Source organism: Bradyrhizobium diazoefficiens (assembly GCF_016616885.1).
In the GTDB taxonomy this organism is placed as follows: domain Bacteria; phylum Pseudomonadota; class Alphaproteobacteria; order Rhizobiales; family Xanthobacteraceae; genus Bradyrhizobium; species Bradyrhizobium diazoefficiens_F.
Window position 1 is genome coordinate 7,422,747 of the sequence record NZ_CP067102.1, and the last position, 18,675, is coordinate 7,441,421.

At 63.9% G+C, this 18,675-nt stretch carries 17 protein-coding genes; 5 read left to right on the forward strand and 12 right to left on the reverse strand.

The window, feature by feature from the left end:
* Positions 1 to 134: 134 nt before the first annotated feature.
* Positions 135 to 1,046, reverse strand: coding sequence for a LysR family transcriptional regulator (locus JJC00_RS34630; RefSeq protein WP_200470221.1), 912 nt, complete (start codon positions 1,044 to 1,046; stop codon positions 135 to 137).
* Between the two features lie 140 nt (positions 1,047 to 1,186).
* Here JJC00_RS34630 and JJC00_RS34635 point away from each other — a divergent pair, with 140 nt between their 5' ends.
* The 3 genes from JJC00_RS34635 (at position 1,187) to JJC00_RS34645 (ending at position 4,564) form a co-directional block, all read left to right on the forward strand.
* Positions 1,187 to 2,338, forward strand: coding sequence for an HlyD family secretion protein (locus JJC00_RS34635; RefSeq protein ID WP_200470222.1), 1,152 nt, complete (start codon positions 1,187 to 1,189; stop codon positions 2,336 to 2,338).
* 117 nt (positions 2,339 to 2,455) lie between these two features.
* Positions 2,456 to 4,075: an MDR family MFS transporter gene (locus tag JJC00_RS34640; protein ID WP_200470223.1), complete on the forward strand. Its 1,620-nt coding sequence runs from the start codon at positions 2,456 to 2,458 to the stop codon at positions 4,073 to 4,075.
* Between the two features lie 27 nt (positions 4,076 to 4,102).
* Positions 4,103 to 4,564, forward strand: a complete 462-nt coding sequence (locus tag JJC00_RS34645; protein ID WP_200470224.1) for a carboxymuconolactone decarboxylase family protein — start codon at positions 4,103 to 4,105, stop codon at positions 4,562 to 4,564.
* A gap of 139 nt (positions 4,565 to 4,703) precedes the next feature.
* Here the strand turns inward: JJC00_RS34645 and JJC00_RS34650 are convergent, their stop codons facing one another.
* The 6 genes from JJC00_RS34650 to JJC00_RS34675 form a co-directional block, all read right to left on the reverse strand.
* Positions 4,704 to 5,564: a D-amino-acid transaminase gene (locus JJC00_RS34650; protein ID WP_200470225.1), complete on the reverse strand. Its 861-nt coding sequence runs from the start codon at positions 5,562 to 5,564 to the stop codon at positions 4,704 to 4,706.
* Positions 5,565 to 5,657: 93 nt separating this feature from the next.
* Positions 5,658 to 6,389 carry an amino acid ABC transporter ATP-binding protein gene (locus tag JJC00_RS34655; protein ID WP_200470226.1) on the reverse strand — a complete coding sequence of 244 codons (732 nt, stop codon included), beginning with the start codon at positions 6,387 to 6,389 and terminating at the stop codon, positions 5,658 to 5,660.
* An 8-nt stretch (positions 6,390 to 6,397) separates the two neighbouring features.
* The gene (locus tag JJC00_RS34660) at positions 6,398 to 7,090 is read right to left on the reverse strand and encodes an amino acid ABC transporter permease (protein WP_200470227.1); all 693 of its coding nucleotides are present in this window, start codon (positions 7,088 to 7,090) and stop codon (positions 6,398 to 6,400) included.
* 4 nt (positions 7,091 to 7,094) lie between these two features.
* On the reverse strand, positions 7,095 to 7,826 hold the full coding sequence (locus JJC00_RS34665) for an amino acid ABC transporter permease (protein WP_200470228.1): 732 nt from the start codon (positions 7,824 to 7,826) through the stop codon (positions 7,095 to 7,097).
* Positions 7,827 to 7,951: 125 nt separating this feature from the next.
* A complete protein-coding gene (locus tag JJC00_RS34670; RefSeq protein WP_200470229.1) occupies positions 7,952 to 8,863 on the reverse strand; it encodes an amino acid ABC transporter substrate-binding protein in 912 nt (303 codons plus the stop codon).
* Between the two features lie 84 nt (positions 8,864 to 8,947).
* Positions 8,948 to 10,333, reverse strand: coding sequence for a M20 family metallopeptidase (locus JJC00_RS34675; RefSeq protein WP_200470230.1), 1,386 nt, complete (start codon positions 10,331 to 10,333; stop codon positions 8,948 to 8,950).
* 280 nt (positions 10,334 to 10,613) lie between these two features.
* On the opposite strand from JJC00_RS34675, the gene JJC00_RS34680 reads away from it, so the two are divergent.
* The gene (locus JJC00_RS34680; protein ID WP_200470231.1) at positions 10,614 to 11,993 is read left to right on the forward strand and encodes an LLM class flavin-dependent oxidoreductase; all 1,380 of its coding nucleotides are present in this window, start codon (positions 10,614 to 10,616) and stop codon (positions 11,991 to 11,993) included.
* A 78-nt stretch (positions 11,994 to 12,071) separates the two neighbouring features.
* Here the strand turns inward: JJC00_RS34680 and JJC00_RS34685 are convergent, their stop codons facing one another.
* The 4 genes from JJC00_RS34685 to JJC00_RS34700 all read right to left on the reverse strand — a co-directional run bounded on the left by JJC00_RS34685 (position 12,072) and on the right by JJC00_RS34700 (position 17,244).
* Positions 12,072 to 13,733, reverse strand: coding sequence for a thiamine pyrophosphate-binding protein (locus JJC00_RS34685; protein WP_200470232.1), 1,662 nt, complete (start codon positions 13,731 to 13,733; stop codon positions 12,072 to 12,074).
* 107 nt (positions 13,734 to 13,840) lie between these two features.
* Entirely contained in the window at positions 13,841 to 14,344 is a 504-nt protein-coding gene (locus tag JJC00_RS34690; protein ID WP_200470233.1) for a GFA family protein, read from the reverse strand.
* Positions 14,345 to 14,500: 156 nt separating this feature from the next.
* Complete coding sequence (locus JJC00_RS34695; protein ID WP_200470234.1) at positions 14,501 to 15,628, reverse strand: alkene reductase; 1,128 nt, start codon at positions 15,626 to 15,628, stop codon at positions 14,501 to 14,503.
* A gap of 119 nt (positions 15,629 to 15,747) precedes the next feature.
* Complete coding sequence (locus tag JJC00_RS34700; protein ID WP_200470235.1) at positions 15,748 to 17,244, reverse strand: aldehyde dehydrogenase family protein; 1,497 nt, start codon at positions 17,242 to 17,244, stop codon at positions 15,748 to 15,750.
* Positions 17,245 to 17,430: 186 nt separating this feature from the next.
* Between JJC00_RS34700 and JJC00_RS34705 the strand changes: the two genes are divergently transcribed.
* The gene (locus JJC00_RS34705) at positions 17,431 to 18,276 is read left to right on the forward strand and encodes an SDR family NAD(P)-dependent oxidoreductase (RefSeq protein WP_200470236.1); all 846 of its coding nucleotides are present in this window, start codon (positions 17,431 to 17,433) and stop codon (positions 18,274 to 18,276) included.
* Between the two features lie 113 nt (positions 18,277 to 18,389).
* Here the strand turns inward: JJC00_RS34705 and JJC00_RS34710 are convergent, their stop codons facing one another.
* The gene (locus JJC00_RS34710; protein WP_200470237.1) at positions 18,390 to 18,596 is read right to left on the reverse strand and encodes a hypothetical protein; all 207 of its coding nucleotides are present in this window, start codon (positions 18,594 to 18,596) and stop codon (positions 18,390 to 18,392) included.
* Positions 18,597 to 18,675 lie beyond the last annotated feature (79 nt).

Consider the following 18,675-nt stretch of genomic DNA (forward strand, 5'->3'; position numbering starts at 1 on the left):
CCGACGCGTTGACGCAATCGTACAGGGTAGGCAAAAGCGAAAGCGTGCCCACCAACTTCTGCCAACCATGCGGGGAGATGGTGGGCACGGCGCGTGCGCGCCTTCGCCCGCCTTACGGCACTGTCGGCCAGGCCTCACGAATACGGATTGATCAGCTTCTGCTGCTCGGCGCTGTGATGCACGAGCATGTCGATGAAGGTTCTGACCTTCGCCGACAGATGATGGCGATGCGGATAGACCGCGTTCATCGACATCTCGACCGGCCGATATTCCGGCAGCAGGCGCACCAGGCGGCCGGCGTCGAGGTCGTCGCTCACGAGGAAACCTGCGAGCAGGCCGATGCCGGCACCCTCGATCACCATCCGTCGAAGCGCTTCGCCACTGTTGGTGACGAGGCTACCCGAGATGCGTACCGAAGCCGGCGCACCCTTGCGATCGAAGAAGCGCCACTCGTCACCGAAGGGATAGTTGAGGTGACGGCCGCAATTGTGCTCGGTGAGCTCGGCGAGCTGCTGCAGCCGGCCGTGCTTTTCGAGATAGTCATGCGAGCAGCACAGCACGTGGCGCCAGGTGGCAAGGCTGCGGACGATCAGACTCGAATCCGGCGGCGGGGTCATGCGCAGCGCAACGTCATAACCTTCCTCGATCAGATCGACATTGGCTTCGCCCATGCGCAAATCGACCTTCACGTCCGGATAGGTCGATAGCAGCTTTGCCACGACGCCCGCGACGAAAGGCACCATGTGGGTCGCTGAATGGATTCGCAGCGTGCCCCGCGGCACCGATTGCAAGGCGCCCGCGATGTCATCGGCCTGCTCGAGGTCGGACAGGATCTGAATGCAGCGGTCGTAATAGGTCTTGCCGATTTCGGTGACGCTGACCTTGCGGGTGGTGCGGTTGAGCAGCCGCGCGCCGAGCCGCTCCTCGAGCGCCTGGATGTGATTGCTCACCATGGTCGTCGACATGTTGAGCTTGCGGGCGGCGGCGGAGAACCCGCCGGTGTCAACGACCCGGACGAAAGCGGTCAGGCTGGTCAACCGGTCCATGAGCGCCTCGGATTATGCAGCACGAGTGGATAATCATTTTGCTTTTTGCCGGATTATCACAAGCGCCGGGACAGCGCATCTTCTCACCAGACAACAGCGCCCCTTCGGGAACGGGACGTCTGGGGAACCCGGAGGATGTCATGTCGAACGCCACTTATACCACTGAAACAACTGACAAAATCAGTCTGAAGCCATCACGCCAGGCGATCAAGCGGGCGGCCCTCGCGCTGGCGCTGGCCCTCGGCGTCGCTGTCGCCGGCGACTTTGGCTACGATTACCTGACGACCGGCCGCTACCTGGAATCGACCGATGACGCCTATGTGAAGGCCGATTCCACCATCATCGCACCGAAGGTGTCGGGCTACATCGCCCAGGTGCGGGTCGGCGACAACGAGAAGGTCAAGGCCGGCCAGATCCTGGCCAAAATCGACGACCGCGACTTCAAGGCGGCGCTCGGCCAGGCCCGCGCCGACGTTGCCGCGGCCGAAGCCTCGGTCCGCAACCTCGATGCCCAGCTCGAACTGCAACAGCCGATCATCGAGCAGAGCACGGCCGACGTTGCCGCTGCCGACGCCAATCTGAAATTCGCGCAGGAAGAGCGCGCTCGCTATGACGACCTCATGAAGTCGGGCTCCGGCACGATCCAGCGCGCGCAGCAGACCGATGCGGCGCTCCGCGCCAGCAACGCGCAATTGCAGCACGCCAAGTCGGGCCTGATCGCGGCACAGCGCAAGGTCGACGTGCTGACCACCCAGCGCGCCCAGGCCACGGCGCAGCTCGATCACGCTCGCGCCGTCGCGGACCAGGCCGAGCTGAACCTGTCCTATACCGAGATCACCGCGCCGGTTGACGGCACGGTCGGTGCCCGCAGCTTGCGCGTCGGCCAGTACGTGCAGGCCGGCACGCAATTGATGGCGGTGGTGCCGCTCGACGCGGTCTACGTGGTCGCGAATTTCAAGGAGACGCAGCTCACGCATGTGCGCGCGGGCCAGCCGGTCGAGCTGCGCGTCGACAGTTTTCGCAATCGCACGCTGCACGGTCATGTCGACAGCCTTTCGCCGGCGAGCGGACTTGAATTCGCGCTGCTGCCTCCCGACAATGCGACGGGCAACTTCACCAAGATCGTGCAGCGCGTCCCGGTGAAGATCGTGCTTGACGATCACGGCCTCAGCGGCCTGCTACGCCCCGGCATGTCGGCGGTGCCGACGGTCGACACCAAGGCAACCGTGGTGGCCGAGCGCGAAACAGCCAAGCGCGTTGCCGACAATTCGCCGCGACCAAACGGCGGCTGACGCGCGAAGGACCCGGCAAGATTATCAAGTCCTGCCGGATGATCCTTCCCAGACTTCTCTGATTATCGAAACCATCCGTCTAACGCATCCTGTCTCTGTAACCGAGACGAGGCTTCCATGAGCACGCTTCAACCGACCCTCAACACCGCTTCCGCCGCCAATCTCCCCGCCCCGCAAGCTGCTCCCGCAACGCCGGCCGTGTCCGCCAAAACGTGGATCGCGGTGATCGGCGCCACGCTCGGTGCGTTCATGGCGGTGCTGAACATCCAGATCGTCAACGCCTCGCTCGCCGACATCCAGGGCGCGATCGGCGCGGGCATCGATGACGGCGGCTGGATCTCGACTTCCTATCTGATCGCCGAGATCGTGGTGATTCCGCTGTCCGGCTGGCTGGCGCAGGTGATCTCGATCCGGATCTATCTGCTCGCCAACGCGATCCTGTTCCTGGTCCTGTCGGCGGCTTGCGCGCTGGCGCAGGACCTGCCGCAGATGATCGTGCTGCGCGCCGTACAAGGTTTCACCGGCGGCGTGCTGATCCCGATGGCGTTCACGCTGATCATCACGCTGCTGCCGCGTGCGAAGCAGCCGGTGGGCCTTGCGCTGTATGCGCTGTCGGCGACGTTTGCGCCGGCGATCGGCCCGACCATCGGCGGCTATCTCACCGAGAACTTTGGCTGGCAGTACATCTTCTACGTCAACCTCGTGCCAGGCGCTATCATGGTCGGCATGCTCTGGTATGCGCTCGAGCCTAAGCCGATGAAACTATCGCTGCTCCGCGACGGCGACTGGGCCGGCATCATCACCATGGCGATCGGCCTGTCAGCGTTGCAGACCGTGCTGGAGGAAGGCAACAAGGACGACTGGTTCGGCTCGCCCTTTATCGTCAAGCTCAGCGTGATTGCTGCCGTGGCGCTGACAGCATTCCTCATCATCGAGTTGACCGTCGAGAAGCCGCTGTTGAACCTGCGCCTGCTGGTCCGCCGCAATTTCGGCTTCGGCATGCTCGCCAACTTCCTGCTCGGCATCGCGCTCTACGGTTCGGTGTTCATCCTGCCGCAATATCTATCGCGCATCCAGGGCTACAATTCCGAACAGATCGGCATGGTGCTGGCCTGGACCGGATTGCCGCAGCTGCTGCTGATCCCGCTGGTGCCGCGGCTGATGCAGAAGTTCGACGCGCGGATCATCATCGGCATTGGCTTCATCCTGTTCGCCGCATCTAACTTCATGAACATCTACATGACCAACGACTACGGCGCCGATCAGCTGTTGTGGTCCAACGTCGTTCGCGCCATCGGCCAGGCGCTGGTGCTGGCGCCACTGTCGGCGGTGGCGACCGCCGGCATCGAGCCGGCGAATGCGGGCTCGGCCTCCGGCCTCTTCAACATGATGCGCAATCTCGGCGGCGCCGTCGGCATCGCGCTGCTGCAGACCGTGCTGACCAAGCGCGAGCAGTATCACTCCAACGTGCTGATGCAGTCGGTCTCGGTGTTCGAGCAGGCCACCCGCACGCGGCTGGAGCAGCTCACGCAGTACTTCGTCAATCACGGCGTGCTCGGCCGTGCGGATGCCGCGCATCGCGCCTATGTCGCGATCGGTCATACCGTCCAGAAGCAAGCCTATATCCTCGCCTTCAGCGACACCTTCTATCTGCTCGGCATGGCGCTAATCGTGGCCCTGATCGCCGTCCTCTTCCTGAAGAAGCCCGGCCATGTCTCGGCCGGTAGCGCCCACTGACCACAACTTGAAGCAAGGAGAACGACCATGAAGCCCCGCATGAATTTCTACCAGGCCGCCCCCGACACGATGAAGGCGCTGATGGCGCTGGAAGAGCAGATCCAGTCGAGCGGACTCGAGAAATCGCTGATCGAGCTCGTCAAGATCCGGGCCTCGCAGATCAACGGCTGCGCCTTCTGCATCAACATGCACACCGAGGATGCCCGCAAACGCGGCGAGACCGAGCAGCGCATCTATCTGCTCAACGCCTGGCGTGAATCCCCGCTCTACACCGACCGCGAGCGCGCCGCGCTGGCCTGGACCGAGTCGGTGACGCTGATCTCCGAGACGCATGCTCCAGACGATGTCTACGGCGAGGTCCGCGCGCAATTTTCCGATGCGGAGACAGTGAACCTGACCATGCTGATCGGCGCCATCAATGCCTGGAACAGGCTGGCGATCGCGTTCCGCGCGGTCCATCCGGTGAAGGTGAAAGCGTCGGTGGCGTGAGCCGCGGCGCGCCCAGGCGCCTGTCTCGTAGGGTGGGCAAAGCGAAAGCGTGCCCACCGCATCCTCGAAGAACGCGAGAGAAGACGTGGGCACGGCGCAAGCGCGCCTTTGCGCACCCTACGGCAGCGGAGTATGCGGCTTACACGGCCGTCGCCTTGGCGAACTCCACATAGATCTCGCGCAGACGCGCGGCAAGCGGACCGGGCTTGCCGTCGCCCACCTTCTTTCCGTCGATCGCCACCACCGGCTGGACAAACAGTGAGGCCGAGGTCGCGAAGGCCTCCTTTGCGGCTAGCGCCTCTTCCACCGTGAAGGAGCGCTCCTCGACGCGGAGCTGACGCTCTTCGGCGAGCGCGACGACGGCCTTGCGGGTGCAGCCCGGCAGGATCGCGTTGGAGTTCTTGCGGGTGACGATAACGTCGTCCTTGGTGAGGATGAACGCCGACGACGAGCCGCCTTCGGTGACGTAGCCGTCTTCCAGCATCCAGGCCTCGCCGGCGCCGGCCTCGGCCGCCGCCTGCTTCGCCAGCACCTGCGCCAGCAGGGCCACGCTCTTGATGTCACGCCGCTCCCAGCGGATGTCGGGCACCGTGATCACGTTGATGCCGGTCTTGGCGGAAGCTGCGTTGATGATGTCCTTCTCCGAGGTGAACATCACCAGGCTCGACTTGACGTCGCCCTTCGGGAAAGCGAAGTCGCGGCCCTTGTCGGCGCCCCGCGTGACCTGGAGATACACCAGGCCGTTTACTACCTTGTTGCGAGCGATCAGCTCCTTCTGGATCTCGGTGATGCGCTCGACCGTCTCCGGCAACCTCAAGCTGATCTCGCCGACCGAGCGCTCCAGCCGCGCCAGATGCGAGGCGTTGTCGACCAGCTTGCCGTCGAGCACGGCCGAGACCTCGTAGATGCCGTCGGCAAACAGGAAGCCGCGATCGAGCACCGAGATCTTCGCGTCCGAGAGCGAGACGAATGAGCCGTTGACGTAGGCGGTCGAATCCAAGGAGGTCTCCTGGCGGGAAAGGGGGATTTGGGGCGTTATACGCGAAACGGAGGTGCCGAGCACCCCTCTATTCGTCAATCTGAGGCGGCGGAGTTAGTGGGAGAGAATCTTCGACAAGAACTTCTGCGCACGGTCGCTGCGGGGCTTGCCGAAGAAATCGTCCTTCGGGGCGTCCTCGACGATCTCGCCGCGGTCCATGAAGATGACGCGGTTGGCGACCTTGCGGGCAAAGCCCATTTCGTGGGTCACGACCATCATGGTCATGCCTTCGCGGGCGAGATCGACCATGACGTCTAGCACCTCGCTGATCATCTCCGGATCGAGCGCCGAGGTCGGCTCGTCGAACAGCATGGCGATGGGGTCCATGGCGAGCGCCCGCGCAATGGCCACGCGCTGCTGCTGACCGCCGGAGAGCTGCGCCGGAAATTTCTGCGCATGCTCCGTCAGGCCGACGCGCTCCAGGAGTTGCATACCCTTTGTCGCAGCCTTGTCGTGCGCGCGTCCCAGCACCTTCTCCTGCGCGAGGCAGAGGTTGTCGATGATCTTCAGATGCGGGAACAGCTCGAAGTGCTGGAACACCATGCCGACGCGCGAGCGCAGTTTTGGCAAATTGGTCTTGGGGTCATTGACCTTGATGCCATCGATGCTGATGTCGCCCTTCTGGAAAGGCTCCAGCGCATTGACGCATTTGATAAGCGTCGATTTGCCCGAACCGGACGGACCGCACACCACCACCACCTCGCCCTTGGCGACGCTGGTGGTGCAATCGGTCAGCACCTGGAAAGTCGGGCTGTACCATTTATCGACGTGGCTGATTTCGATCATGACAGGCCCTAACGAAGGATGGCGATGCGCGCCTGGAGGCGGCGGACGCCAAAGGACGCGATACAGGAAATGGTGAAGTAGACGACGGCGGCGAACAGGTACATCTCGACCAGACGGCCGTCGCGCTGCGCGACCTTGCTGGCCGCACCGAGGAAGTCCGTGATTGACAGCACGTAGACCAGCGAGGTGTCCTGGAACAGCACGATGGTCTGCGTGATCAGCACCGGCAGCATGTTGCGGAACGCCTGCGGCAGCACGACGTAGCGCATGGTCTGCGCGTAAGTCAGGCCGAGCGCGTTGGCCGCAGCCGGCTGCCCGCGCGAGATCGACTGGATGCCGGCGCGCATGATCTCGGAGAAATACGCCGCCTCGAACATGATGAAGGTGATGAGCGAGGACGCGAACGCGCCGACGCTAATCGGCCGCGAGGCGCCGGTGAGCCACTGTCCGATATAGGGCACCAGGAAGTAGAACCAGAAGATCACCAGCACCAGCGGCAGCGAGCGCATGAAGTCGACATAGAGGCCGGCGATGCGTCCCAGCGTCTTGAGGCCGGAGAGCCGCATCAGCGCGATCGCGGTGCCGAAGACGAGGCCGCCGAGCGCGGACAGCGCCGTCAGCATCACCGTGAAGCTCATGCCTTCGTAGAACAGATAGGGCAGCGCGCGGATGATAACGCCGAAATCGAAATTGCTGAACATGGCGCTATTTCCCCGTGATGTAGCCGGGGATCGCAACGTGGCGCTCGAGGAAGCGCATCGCGGTCACGACGACGGCGTTGACGAGAAGATAGAGCAGCGTTGCTGCGGTAAAGGCCTCGAACACCTGGAACGAGAATTCCTGCATCGAGCGCGCCTGTCCGGTCAGCTCGAGCAGGCCGATGGTGATGGCGACCGCGGTGTTCTTGATGGTGTTGAGGAACTCGGAGGTCAGCGGCGGCAGGATGATGCGGAACGCCATCGGCAGCAGCACATAGCGATAGCCCTGCACCGTGGTCAGCCCGAGCGCGGTCGCGGCCATCTTCTGCCCGCGCGGCAGCGAGCCGATGCCGGCCTGCAATTGCACGGCGACGCGCGCCGACATGAAGAAACCGATGCCGATCGCCGCCGTCCAGAACGGCGCGTTCGGCAACTGCTTCAGCCACAGGCCGGCAGACTTCGGCAGCAGCTCCGGCAGCACGAAGAACCACAGGAACAGCTGCACCAGCAGCGGCATGTTCCGGAAGAATTCGACGTAACAAAAGCCGAACCAGTTGGCGCCCTTCGACGGCAGCGTGCGCAGCACGCCGACGACCGAGCCAGTGATCAGCGCGATGATCCAGGCCAGCATCCCGGTTTCGAGGGTCAGCACCAGTCCCGACAGCAGCATGTCGAGATAGGTGCCGGTCCCCATCGGGTTCGGCTGGAAGAAGATTCCCCAGTTCCAATGGTAGTTCACGTGTCCCCCGCGCGAACGCGCCCTCTAGAGAAGTCTTGGGCGTCTATGCAAATGTCCGGCCACTCCCTCCAGAATGGCCGGAATGTCTTCCCTCTCCCCGCACGCGGGGAGAGGCGAACAGCATCTTACTTATAGTCGTCCGGGTTCGGCGAGTCCGTGGGCTTGGCGAATTCGTGCTTCAACTCGGGCGAGATCGGCGTGTTGAGGTTCAGGCCCTTCGGCGGGATCTTCTGGGTGAACCATTTGTCGTAGATCTTCTCGCCTTCGCCGGAGGTGTAGAGCGCAGCGGTTGCCGCATCGACCACCTTCTTGAACGGCGCGTCGTCCTTGCGCAGCATGATGCCGTAGGGCTCTGGCTTGGAGAACGCATCCTTCGAGATGACGTAGTCGTCCGGCGACTTCGAGCCGGCCACGAGGCTGGCGAGCAGGATGTCGTCCATCACGAACGCGACCGCGCGGTCGGTCTCGACCATCAGGAAGGCTTCGGCGTGGTCCTTGGCCGGGATGATGTTGGCGCCGAGCTTCTTCTCGACGTTGGCTTCGGTCAGCTGCTTGATGTTGGTCGTGCCCGCGGTCGAGACCACCGTCTTGCCCTTGAGGTCGTCGATCGACTTCAGGCCGCTCGACTTCTTGAACACGTAGCGGCTGGCGGTCAGGTAGTGGGTGTTGGTGAAGGCGACCTGCTTCTGGCGCTCGGCATTGTTGGTGGTCGAGCCGCATTCGAGGTCGATGGTGCCGTTGGCCATCAGCGGGATACGGGTCGCCGAGGTGACGGGATTGAGCTTGACCTCGAGCTTGTCGAGCTTGAGCTCCTTCTTCACGGCGTCGACGACCTTGTAGCAGATGTCCATCGCGAACCCGACGGACTTCTGGTTGTCGTCGAGATAGGAGAACGGGATCGAGGAATCGCGGAAGCCCAGCGTGATCGCGCCGGTGTCCTTGATGTTCTTCAGCGTGCCGGTGAGCTCCTCGGCCCCAGCCTGGCTCATGGCAAAGGTCGCGACGAGCGCGAGGCCGATGTGACGGAAATGTTTCACTTTTTCTCCCCTTTCAGGATGATGCGGCCGGATGCAAGCACAAATCAGGCCGGAATAGAATGTAACTTTCGACGAGATCGAAGCTCAGGTTAACGGCCGCGGCAATTCGCCGAGATCCCAGAACAGCCCGGCCATCACCGTCAAGGCCTCTTCGGTCAATGGCAGCAGGATGTGCTCATTGGGCGCATGCTGGGAGCAGCCGGGATAGGAGTGCGGGACCCAGATCGTCGGCAGGCCCAGAATCTCGGAAAACACGTCGTTCGGCAGCGAACCGCCGAAGTTCGGCAGCACCGCCGGCACCTTGCCGGTGGTGTTTTGGACCGAATCCGCCGCCCATTTGATCCAGGGGCTGTCGAAATCGGTGCGCGAGGCCGCAAAGCTCTGGGCCGCCCGGACCTCGACCATCGGAAAGCCGCGTTCGACCAGATGGGCGCGGACGGCATCGATCAGACCATCGACCTTGGTGCCGACTACGAAACGCAGTTGCAGCACGGCGTTGGCGTGACCCGGAATGGCGTTGGCAGGCTTCTCGATATTGCCCGACGACATCGCCAGCACTTCCAGCGTGTTCCAGGCATAGAGCCGCTCGGCCGCGGACAGGCCGTCCTCGCCCCAATTCTCCGCAAGCGCGGGCTCGTCCTCGGTCGGCACCACCTGCACGTCGGCAAGGTAGCTGCGGATCTGGTTGGTGAGCCGCGGCGGCTTCAGGGCGTCGAGCTGAAGCCGGCCATGGCCGTCGACCAGCGTCGAAATCGCGTTGACCAGGATGGTCGCGGGGTTGGCGAGCACGCCGCCCCAATTGCCGGAATGATGGCCGCCGTCGCGCAAATTCACGTCGAGATGGATGCGGATGCCGCCACGGCAGCCCAGGAACAGCGTCGGCTGATCCGCCGACAGCCGCGGCCCATCGGAGGCCATGAACAGATCGGCCTTGAGCGCGTCGCGGTTGAGGTCGCAGACCTTGCCGAGATCAGGCGAGCCGATCTCCTCGCCCATCTCGACGATGAATTTTGCGTTGAAGCCGAGCTTGCCGCCGCGGGCCTCGCGCACCGCGCGGAGCGCGGCCATGTTGATGCTGTGCTGGCCCTTGTTGTCGGCGGTGCCGCGGCCATAGAGGCGAGTGCCTGCCGGCGTCGTGCGCCAGGGATCGCGGCCGTCGCGCCACTCGCCCTCCATGCCATCGACGACGTCGCCATGGCCGTAGACCAGCACGGTCGGCAGTGACGCGCTCTCGTGATGCTCGGCAAACAGGAACGGCGCCTTGCCGCTCGGGGATTCGACCAGACGGCTGGTGAAATCGAGCGCGGCGAAGGAGGGCATCATCTCCTGTTCCAGATAGGCACGCAGCTCGGGGCCGCGCGACGGATTCTGGCTTTCGGTCTTGAAGCCGACGCGGCGGTCGAGTTCAGCGAGGAACGCGCCGGATTTGAAGTCGTCCCGGGCGCGGGCGATGGCGTCGGCTCTGGTCATTGGCTTGGTTTTCGAAACTTTTGGAGGAAGGACCTTACCCGACACGGGCAAGCCTTCGAAAGTGGCGGGGAGCTGGATAGTTCTTGAAGTTTTCCTGGAATGTTTTCTTGGAGTTTCTCTTGGGATTTCGTTCTTGCTCTCTTGAGATTGGCTTACCAAGGGCGGGAGTGCCGCCGATTTTGGCCTTGCCAAGGCCCAACCATATGCAAGAACGTCGCCAAGTTGGGGCGCACATCTATCATTCGAAGAGCGCTCAGTACAGGGCGCCCGGGGGACCAGCATGGCCAAGCAGATCAGGCTCAACGCATTTGCGATGAATTGCGTCGCCCATCAATCACCGGGCCTGTGGACCCATCCGCGCGACCGCACCGCCGAATATAACCGTCTGCCCTACTGGATCGATCTCGCCAAGACGCTGGAACGCGGCCGTTTCGACGGGCTGTTCCTGGCCGACGTGCTCGGCGTCTACGATGTCTATGGCAACAGCCCTGACGCAGCCTTGCGCAATGCAGCACAGACACCGTCGAACGAGCCGCTACTGCTGCTCTCGGCGATGGCCGCGGTCACCAAGAACCTGGGCTTCGGTGTCACCAGCAATCTATCCTTCGAGCCGCCCTACCCGTTCGCGCGGCGGATGTCGACACTCGACCATCTGACCGAGGGTCGGATCGGCTGGAACGTCGTCACCGGCTATCTCGACAGCGCCGCGCGCGGCGCCGGCAAGGACAAGCAGACCGGGCATGACGACCGCTACGATATCGCCGACGAATATATGGAGGTGGTCTACAAGCTCTGGGAAGGAAGCTGGGAGGATGACGCCGTGCTGCGGGATCGCAAGCGCGGCATCTTCACGGATCCGACAAAAGTTCATCGCGTCAATCATGAGAGCGCGAACTACCGCATCAACAATACCATCCACCTCAGCGAACCGTCGCCGCAGCGCACGCCCGTGCTGTACCAGGCCGGCACCTCGCCGCGCGGGCGGCAGTTCGCGGCCAAACATGCCGAATGCGTGTTCATGTCGGGACCTTCGGCCAAGATCATTGCGCCCCGCGTCTCCGCGATCCGCCAGGAAGCCGCCGCCTTCGGCCGCAACCCGGCCGAGATCCTGATGTTCAACATGATGACGATCATCCTCGGCAATACCGAAGCCGAAGCGGCGGCGAAATATGCCGACTACCGGTCGCATATCAATCCGGAAGGCGCGCTTGCCCTGATGTCGGGATGGACCGGCATCGACTTCTCCGGCTACGAGCTCGATCAGCAGGTCCGTCACGTCCAGAACGATGCCGGTCGCAGCGCACTCGACAACGTCACCCGCGGCGATCCCGACCGCGTCTGGACCGTGCGCGACGTCATCGAGCATGTCGGCATCGGCGGCGCCGGCCCGGTCGTGGTGGGTACGCCCGAAAGCGTCGCTGACAAGATCGAGGATTGGTTCGAGAAGACCGACGTCGACGGCCTCAACGTCGCCTTTGCGATCTCGCCCGGCGATTTCGAGGACATCGCCGACATGCTGGTGCCCGAGCTGACCAGGCGCGGACGGTACAAGCCGGACTACGCCAAGGGCACGCTGCGAGAGAAACTCTTTGGCGATGGTCGCGCGCGGCTCGACGCGCCGCATCCGGCGGCGGGGTATCGGGTGGGGAAGAAGGGGTAGGACCCAGTGTCGTCCTGGCGAAACAGAAGTCGACGCTGGGATGACGCCTGGGAGGCACGCTGCCGCAGGCGCACCGCCCTACACCTTCCCATCCACCATCACCTCGATCAGCTTGGTCCCCGGCCGGTTGAACGCCGATGCCAGCGTTGCCTTCAATTCGCGGGGGTCGCCGATCCTGATCGCCTCGCAGCCGAGTGCCTTGGCAACGCCGACGAAATCCACGGGCGGATCGACGAAGTCCATGCCGACGTAATTGTCATCGCCGTGAAAGGCGAGCAAGCGCTGCTTGATAATGCGGTAGCCGCCATTGTTGGCGATGACGACGTTGAGCGGCAGCTTGTGATGCGCAGCCGTCCACAGCGACTGGATCGAGTACATCGCGCTGCCGTCGCCTGAGAAGCACACCACGGGGCGGTCCGGATTGGCGATGCTGGCGCCGACCGAGGCCGGCAAGCCCCAGCCGATACCGCCGGAGGCAAGGCCGTGATAGCCATAGCGATCGCGGTGCGGACGCAGGTTCGCAATCTGGCGGCTGGAGGTGAGGCCTTCGTCGACGAGGATCGCATGGTCGGGCATGGCCTCGACCATTTGCAGCACCAGGAAGTCCGGATCGATCGGCGAACGGCTGGCGGCCTTGCTGATCTGCTCGACCAGCGCGGCCCGCCGCGCGGTCCAGTTCTTCGGCGCAAGCTCGGCGAGACGCTGTTTTGCGCGTTGTGCCAGCGCGGCGCCACCGATCTCCTTCAGCACCGGGAGCAGCGCGCGCAGCGTTTCCTTCAAATCCGCCTTCAGCGCGATCTCGACGCCGTAGTTCTTGGCGATCTCCCAATCGGCCAGACCGACCTGCACGATGCCAAGACCATCTGGCAGCGCATCGACCTCGCTAAAGACCGACATCCGCAGGGGATCGCCGCCGAGTGCGACCAGCAGATCGTAAGGCGCGAGCGTATCGCGCGCGACCTTCTGCGCGCGCGCCAGCGTGCCGACGAAGCTCGGACTCTCCGAAAGGAAGTGCGAGCCATAGGGCGTCGAAGACTGATAGGCGGCGGCGCCGAGCACCTCGGCAAGCTCGGCGGCTTCCTTCAGCGCGTCGCTCTTGACGACCTCGTCCATGGTGACGATCACAGGACGCTCGGCCTTCAACAGCCGCGCGGCAAAAGCCCTGAGCGCTTCGTCCGACGGCTTTACGCGCGCGTCGATCCGGGTGGAGCGGCCGAGATCGATGCCGGCTTCGCTGTTGAGGATGTCGCCCGGCAGCGAGATGAACACCGGCCCGGTCGGCGGCGTCATCGCGACCTTGGCAGCGCGGCGCACGATGCGCGGCAAATCCTCCAGCCGCGTCACCTCGACCGCCCATTTTACCAGCGGCTCGGCCATACGCACCAACGGGCCATAAAGCACCGGCTCCATCAGGCCATGGCCCTGCTCCTGCTGGCCCGCGGTGAGGATCATCGGCGTGCCCGTGAACTGGGCGTTGTAGAGCGAACCCATGGCGTTGCCGAGGCCGGGCGCGACATGGACGTTGCAGGCAACGAGCCTGCCGGAGGCGCGGCTGTAGCCGTCCGCGATCGCCACCACCAGGCTCTCCTGCATCGCCATCACGTAGGTGAGATCAGGGTGGTCCTTCAACGCATGCATGATCGGCAGCTCGGTGGTGCCGGGATTGCCGAACAGGTGCGTAATGCCCTCGTCCTTGAGCAGCGCGAGAAAGGCGGAGCGGCCGGTGATCTTATTCTTCATGCTTCCTCCAGGAGCGGACGTTGCCGCAAGGACCGAGAGCATGATGGCCGACGTTTTGGGGGACGCGCAAGGAAGTGCAGTCATGGCTGCATTGCGCGGCCGAGGAGCTACATCTCCTCGCGCCCCAATTCGAACGGGTCCTCGCCGCCGGCGCGCTTCTTCTTTTTCGAGCGCTGCCAGACCACGCCGGGAAAGCCCTTCAACGGCACCAGCGGCTCGCCGGTATAGGCCCATTCCTGCAGCTCCTCGATCGCGATGTGATAGAGCGGCTGGCGCCCGGTGCGCTCCTTGAAGAGCGCGCGCGGGATATTGACCATGTGCGGACCGCGCGGGCGCTCATAGGCAATCGGCGTGCCGCAATGCGAGCAGAAGCTGCGCGCGGTCTTGGTCGCCTTGTCCTCATAACGGGTCAGCGCGGTCTTGCCGGAGGTGATGCGAAACCGCTTCTTCCAGCTGCCGACATAGGTGGCGTAGGCCGCGCCATGGGCGCGGCGGCTGGCGGCGGAGTGATCGTGCCAGGCCCAGCGTGCGGGAACGTCGATCTCGAAGGTGACCTTGCCGCAGAGGCACTGGCCGGCGGCGGTTCCTGCGGCGACTGCGGCTTTGGCCATGGTGTCTCCCCACCGTCATTGCGAAAACAACAATACACAATTGTCATTCCGGGACGCGCCGAAAGGCGCGGCCCCGGAATCCATCGAGCGGCAGACCAGGACGTGAAATGGATTCCGGCTTCGATGCTGCGCATCGCCCCGGAATGACGGGAGAGGTCAGGCCGGCGTCAGCTCATCGTACGCAGGATAATCCGTATATCCCTTCTCCTCGCCACCATAGAACGTCGCACGGTTGTACGGCGTGATCGGATAGTCCTGGTCAAGCCGCCGCGGCAGATCGGGGTTGGAGATGAAGATGCGACCGAAGGCGATGATGTCGGCGTGGCCGTCGGCGACCGCCGCGTTCGCGGTCTCACCGGTGAAACCACCCGCGGTCATCAGCACGCCGCTGTAGTGCGGACGGAACAGCACCATGGCCGACGGCACGTTCTCCCAGTGGACGTCGGCGCGGCCGGCGCCGCTGGAGCGCGGCTCGATGAAGTGGAGATAGGCAAGACCGAACTTGTCGAGCGCTTTCACCACGTGGGTGTAGAGCGGCATCGGGTCGGGCTCGCCGGAATCGTTGGCGATGCCATGCGGCGACAGGCGCACGCCGACGCGGTTGGCGCCCCAGACGTCGATCGCGGCCTGCGCGACTTCCATCAGAAGCCTCGCGCGGTTCTCGATGGAGCCACCATATTGATCGGTGCGCTGATTGCTGCGCGACTGCAAGAACTGCTCGAGCAGATAGCCGTTGGCGCCGTGAATCTCGACGCCGTCGAAGCCGGCGGAGAGCGCATTCTTGGCGCCCTGCCGGAACGCCTCGACGATGCCCTTGACCTCGTCGGTCTCCAGCGCACGCGGCGTCTCGTAGTCGGCGAGTTTGCCGTCGGCGGTCATCGCTTTCATGCCTTGGGCCTTGATCGCGATCGCCGAGGCCGAGACCGGCGGCTGGCCGCCATGATAGGACGAATGCGAGACGCGGCCGACATGCCAGAGCTGAAGGAAGATGATGCCGCCCTTGGCATGCACGGCATCAACCACCTTGCGCCAGCCGGCAATCTGCGCCTCCGAATAGATGCCGGGCGTCGCCGGATTGCCGCGGCCGTGCGAGAGCACGGGCGAAGCTTCAGCGATGATCAGGCCGCCTTCCGTCGCGCGCTGACCGTAGTATTCGGCGTTGAGCGGCCGCGGCGAAAAGCTCTCCCGCTCCGCCCGCATGCGCGTCAGCGGCGCCATCGCGACGCGATGTGCGAGCTTGTACGGACCGACCTGCAACGGTTTGAACAACGCCTCGAATTTCATGTGGGCCCCGGATGTCTATGAAAGGATGCGGATCATATAGCGAGGGGCGGCCACCGGAAAAGGCGCCGCCCCTGCAGAATTAGATATTCCCTCGCGCGGAACGCGGAAGAGGACAGGCCTTACGCCGTCTTGATCCAGACGGCCTTCACGTTGAGATATTCCTCGACATGCTGCTTGCCGGACTCGCGCCCGTAGCCGCTCATCTTGTAGCCACCGAAGGGCACGGCCGGGTCCATCGCCTGGTAGCAATTCACCCACACCGACCCGGCGCGCAGCGATTTGGCAACCGCATGCGCCTTGCTGACGTCACGCGTCCACAGGCCCGAGCCGAGGCCGAACGTGGTGTTGTTGGCACGCTTGACCAGCTCATCCATGTCCTTGAATGCGATCGCGGAGATGACTGGACCGAAGATCTCCTCCTGCGCGATGCGCATGTTGTCCTGGACACCCGCAAACACCGTCGGCGAGACGAAGAAGCCCTTCGACAGCGCACCTTCGGTGACGCGGCCGCCGCCGGCGAGCGCTCGCGCGCCTTCCTTCTGGCCGATTTCGAGATAGCCGGTGACGCGCTCGAGCTGCTGCTCGGAGACCAGCGGGCCGATCTGGGTATTCGGATCGAGGCCGTTGCCGACCTGCAACTTCTTGCCGAACTCGGCGACACGGCCGACGAACTCCTCGTAGATCGACTGCTCGACGAACAGGCGCGTGCCGGCGCTGCAGATCTGGCCAGAGTTGGCGAACACCGCCATCGCGGCGCCCGGCACGGCGGCATCGAGATCGGCGTCGGCGAACACGATATCCGGCGACTTGCCGCCGAGCTCGAGCGAGACGCGCTTGAGGTTGCCGGCCGAGGCACGAATGATCGACTGGCCCGTGACGTGGGAGCCGGTGAAGGCGACCTTGTCGACGTCATGATGCGAAGCGAGCGCCGCGCCCGCGGTCTCACCATAGCCGGGCACCACGTTGACGACGCCAGGCGGAATGCCGGCCTCCATCGCAAGCTCGGCGATACGCAGCGAGGTCAGCGGCGCCTCTTCGGCGGGCTTGAGCACCACGGTGCAGCCGGTCGCGATCGCCGGGCCGATCTTCCAAAGCGTCGCGGTGAGCGGGCCGTTCCAGGGAATGATGGCGCCGACGACACCGACGGGCTCCTTCAGCGTGTAGGAGAAAATCTCGCCGGGCAGCGAGTTCTCGATAGTCTCGCCATGGATCGCGGTGGTCTGGCCGGCGTAATAGCGCAGCATGCCGACGGCGCGCAGGCGATAGGCGCGGGTGCGGCTGAGCGGTGCGCCCATGTCGAGGGTATCGAGCTGCGACAATTCGTCGAAATTCTTCTCGACGAGATCGGCGAGCTTGAGCAGCAGGTTCTGCCGCTCGAACGGCTTGACCTTGCTCCAGGGACCTTCGAAGGCACGGCGGGCGGCGGCGACCGCACGGTCGATGTCCTCCTTGTCGCCTTCGGCAACGGTTGCGAGCAGTTCGCCGGTGGCGGGATTGTGGGTCTCGAAGCGCTTGCCGGAAGCGGCATCCACCCACTTCCCGTCGATCAGCATCTGCTTGTAGGACCCGTTGGCGAACGGATGGCGCGTGATCGGAATAGCCTGCGATACAGCCATGGCTGCACTCCCTAGGTAGGTGATTGATTGGGTTCGATCTGGGCGGGATCGTTAAGTCAAACAGAATACAGCGGCGCCTGAAGGGCGTAAAGTCGGCGTGGAACGAAGCCCTGCCATGCCGACTTGTGCAGGGTCGCGCGAGCGCCATGTTATAGCTCGATCAAGATCCAGTTCCGGAGAACAGTCATGTCGCATCCTGTCATCGCCAAGGACAACGTCGCCGTGATCACCGGGGGCGCATCCGGCATCGGTCTTGCGGCGGCAACAGCGTTTGCGCGCGCCGGCATGAAGGTGTGCATCGTCGACGTCGACGAGGGACGGCTGGCGGAGGCCGCAACAAAACTGTCATCGATTGTGGGCGCAGCCAATGTGATGACGTCCGCGGTCGATGTCAGCCGGATCGAGAGCGTGACGGAACTGGAACGCGCCGTGGGCGCGCATTTCGGCGGCACGGACCTGCTCATGAACAATGCCGGCATCCAGCCAGGCAGCACATTGTTCGGCGTATCAGACAATTGGCAGCGCATCATCGGCGTCAACATGTGGGGCATCATCAACGGCGCGCGGATTTTCGCACCCAACATGATCGCGCGCGGCAAGGCCGGCCTGATCATCAACACCGGCTCCAAGCAGGGCATCACCACCCCGCCCGGCGATCCCGCCTACAACGTCTCCAAGGCCGGCGTGAAGGCTTTTACGGAAGCGCTTCAGCATGAGCTGCGCAACATGAAAGACTGCCACGTCACCGCGCATCTGCTGATCCCCGGCTTCGTGTTCACCGGGCTCACCGCCAAGGGCCGCACCGAAAAGCCGGCCGGCGCGTGGACGCCGGAGCAGACCGTCGATTTCATGATCGCGCGGCTTGAGGCCGGCGATTTCTACATTCTCTGCCCCGATAACGACGTGCCGCGCGCGCTCGACGAGAAGCGCATGCTGTGGGCCGCCGGCGACGTCGTCGAGAACCGCCCGCCGTTGTCGCGCTGGCATCCGGATTATGCGGATGCGTTCGCGAAGTTCGTGAAGGGGGAGTAGCTGTCAGACCCTCATGGTGAGGAGCGCAGAGCGCGTCTCGAACCATGAAGGCCCGTCTCGGGCCTCGATCCTTCGAGACGCCCGCTTCCAGCGGGCTCCTCAGGATGAGGGATTTAGAGCGTCTCTTGCTGGTGCCCGCAATTCTTGCAGGCGAACTTGACGCGGCTCTGGCCTTTCTCCGCCTGGACCCGGTTTGGCGCGCCGCACTTGCCGCAGACGGCCTCGATGCGGGTCATGCCGTGCTTGACGACGATGGTCTTCTTTTCCATCGATTCGCGGATCAGGCGCTCGGCCTCCTCACGCAGGGATTGTTTCGACAACGCTCGTCTCCGCCTCTGAAAGCGCGAGAGCCATATCGCACTTGCGTTCGAATCTCAATGCGTGATCCGTCATTCCGGG